Annotated in this window: 3 protein-coding genes; all 3 read right to left on the bottom strand. The window is 69.1% G+C overall.

Annotated elements, in window-relative coordinates; translation table 11 throughout:
* Positions 1-150: 150 nt before the first annotated feature.
* Positions 151-783, bottom strand: coding sequence for a GIY-YIG nuclease family protein (locus QMX80_RS19045; protein ID WP_273083467.1), 633 nt, complete (start codon positions 781-783; stop codon positions 151-153).
* Between the two features lie 38 nt (positions 784-821).
* Positions 822-1721, bottom strand: coding sequence for a Ku protein (locus tag QMX80_RS19040; protein WP_282278744.1), 900 nt, complete (start codon positions 1719-1721; stop codon positions 822-824).
* 79 nt (positions 1722-1800) lie between these two features.
* Positions 1801-2252 (bottom strand): isochorismatase family cysteine hydrolase (locus QMX80_RS19035; protein WP_282278742.1); only part of this gene is annotated, 452 nt, incomplete at its 5' end.

Here is a 2252-nt window from a genome sequence, read left to right as displayed (position 1 = left end):
TGCCCACCTGCAGGCGGAAGTCGTAATGGCGGTGGCTGGCGTGGTGCAGCTGCACCACGAAGATCGGCTGTCCGTCGCGCCGGCGACGGCTGTCCGCCGCCGGCTCCGGGGTGCGTTCGAACTGCCGCTTGCGCCGGTAGTCGTACAGGCTCATGCGTGTTCCCCGTCCGTCCGCCAGGCCCGCGCCGCGGGCCGCGATACCAGGCTGTTGCGTTCATGCCAGGCGCGCAGGCCGGGAACATCGTCGTCGCCGGGCTCCACGTCGAGCAGCACGCAGGCATCCAGGGCGTCGCGCAGCAGGCCCAGCGGCGCGCTGCCAGCCGCCGGTGGCCAGAACTCGGCCGGGCCGAACCGCTCGACCAGCGCCTGCACGCCGTGGTGGCGGTTCTCGTGCGCCTGTAACAGGCGCTGGCGTACCCAGCCGCGCAGCGGCGCATGCGCCACGAAGCCCTGCGCCACCTGCGCGTCGCGCCAGCCAGCCAGCAGCGAGAGTGCGCCGCGCACCCATTCGGTGCGGCCGCCGGCGCGTGCCGGAACCAGCAGCGGCGCCGGCGCGGCGTGCGGCCGCAGCCAGCGCTTGAGCGCCGTCTCCCAGCCCCGCGCCTCCTTCAGGGTGTCGGCCTCCAGCAGCCAGCCGGCATCCAGGTCGAAAAGCTCGAAGTAGCGTGGGGAAAACGCCTGCATGCGCGTCAGCGGATCGCCGGCGATGCCCAGCTTGGCGTGGTCCTCGTTCGCGCACGGCAGGACATAGAGAAAGGTGGTGCCGCGCACGCGGCTGCCCATGCTGCCGATGGCTATGAGGCGGCGGCTTCCCGGCATCGTCAGGAAGACGCCGTCCGGCGCGTGGATTTGCGCGCCTTCTTCGCCGGCGCCTTGCGCGCGGCCGCCTTCTTCGCCGGTGCGCGTTTGCTGGCGGGCGTGCGCTTCTTCTCGTCCAAGCTCTTCTGCAGCAGCGCCATGAAGTCGACCACATTGGTGGCGGCGTCCTCCGGCTCCTCGCGCTCGTCGATGATGCGCGTGGTGGCACCCTTGGCCTTCAGCCGCTTGCGGATGATGGCCTCGAGCCGGCCGCGGAACTCGTCCTGGTAGTCGTCCGCATGCCACGCCACCGACATCGACTCGATCAGGCTGGCGGCCATCTCCGCCTCGCGTTTGGAGATGCGGTAGTCGGCGGGCTTGCCCTCAGGCAGCCTGTATTCGGCCGGGTCCACCAGTTCCTGCGGGTAGCGCAGCATCAGCAGGATCAGAGCGTCGCCCTCGGGCACCACCGCGCACAGGTACTCGCGGGTGCGGATGACGACCCGCGCGATACCCACCCGACCGGTGTCGCGCAGAGTCTCGCGCAGCAGCACATACCCCTTCTCCGCCTTCTTGCCGGGGACGATGACATAGGGCTTTTCATAGAAGCGCAGGCTGATTTCGCTGCGGTCGATGAAGGCTTCCACATCGATGGAGTCATGCGTCTGCGGCGCCGCCGAGGCGATGTCCTCCTTGTCCACCACAACATAACTGCCCTTGTCGTACTCGAAGGCCTTGACGATATCCTTCCAGGGCACTTCCTCACCGGTCTCGGCATTGACCCGCTCGAACCGGATCGGCTTGCGGTCGCGAGAGTCGAGCATGCGGAAACTGATGTCCACCCGCCTCTCGCCACTCATCAGCGACACCGGGACGTTCAACAGACCGAAAGACAGGGTTCCCGTCCAGATCGGACGCGCCATGGCGTGCATACCGTTGTGGATTGCCGACAACGCTGGCCAATGGCGGCTAAAGCAGGCGTGAAGAAGCGCCGGGCCGATTTCACGCCTGTGCCGGGAACAGGCCGGGGACGCCGCGTGAGGTGGCCACCGGCGCCTCCAGCGAATGCGCGACCACCGCCAGCGCATCGCGCTTGCGCCCGGGCGTGATCGCGGCCACGCAATCGGCGGGTACCCACAGCTCGAACTCGTGCATCCTGGCATCCAGTGCGGTCGCCAGTATGCAGGAGTCGGCAGCCACGCCGGTCAGCACCAGCCGCCGCACGCGCAGCTTTTCAAGCAGGAGCGCCAGCGGCGTGGCATGGAAGGCCGAGTGCTTGGGCTTGAGTACGTGGTAATCGTGCGCGCGCGGCGACAGCCGTTGCGCCACCGCCGCCGCAGGGCCGCCGGCCTCCACGCAGACGGAGACCAGATCGCTGAACTGCCCCTGCCAGCGGGCGAAGTTGTCGTTCACGTGGATCACCGGCTGCGGGGGGGCCGGCCCGCGGCCGCCCC

Source organism: Stenotrophomonas sp. PS02297 (genome assembly GCF_029959705.1).
GTDB classification, from domain to species: Bacteria; Pseudomonadota; Gammaproteobacteria; order Xanthomonadales; family Xanthomonadaceae; genus Stenotrophomonas; species Stenotrophomonas nitritireducens.
Note: the sequence above shows the minus strand (reverse complement) of the source record. Positions and strands in the feature narration are given on the sequence as shown.